A 655-nucleotide genomic window follows, 5' to 3' on the forward strand; every position below is an offset into this window, starting at 1 on the left:
ATTTGCGGCCAGGGGAACACGGAGCATTCCTCCCAGGCTTCGCCCTCGCGCAACACGGCATCGAGCTTGCCCGCCACACTGGCGAGAGTCGTAGCGGGTATCGTTGAGAACGCTTCCAGCAGATCCTGCGCCCGGTAGCCAGCCTCGCACTCGGCCTTGAGCGCGGCGGTGTAACCAGCCTCCTCGTCAGCCGCATCCCAGCACGCCTGATGCGCCGCCAAATCGGCTTCGGCCGTCTCCCGGAGAGCCGCCATATCCGGCCCTTTGCCGAGCACTTCATTGAGCGCTTCGATCGAGTGAACCGTCACGTCCTCACCCTCGGGCAGGCAGACGGTCACACAAGGAAAGCCGACGCTCGAGACAAGCCTCGCCTCCAGGCGCTGCTGCCTGCGGCAAAGCCGCTCGGTCAGCTTGTGGGCGGTCTCCCATTCCCGCCAAAGCGCCAGCGCAGGGTCGGGGAGCATACTCGTTGCCGCTGTGTTGCCGACAAGCGCACTTTTCTCAAGCACCAAAGCGGTGGACGTGATCATCCCTCCCGCAAGCACTCGCCTGCGGGTGACGAAAGCCAGAGTCATGCTATTGTCGGAAGCAGATGGGGTATTCGGCTCGAGCCCATCTTCAAAGGTGATGCAAAGAGGTGTTGCGCTTCGAGCTG

1 protein-coding gene is annotated in these 655 nt (G+C 63.2%); it reads right to left on the reverse strand.

The window, feature by feature from the left end; genetic code table 11:
- A partial coding sequence (locus X773_RS73515; RefSeq protein ID WP_156937527.1) for a hypothetical protein occupies nt 1-464 on the reverse strand: 464 nt, incomplete at its 3' end.
- Nucleotides 465-655 lie beyond the last annotated feature (191 nt).

Origin of the sequence: Mesorhizobium sp. LSJC280B00 (assembly GCF_000502835.1) — a bacterium.
In the GTDB taxonomy this organism is placed as follows: Bacteria; Pseudomonadota; Alphaproteobacteria; order Rhizobiales; family Rhizobiaceae; genus Mesorhizobium.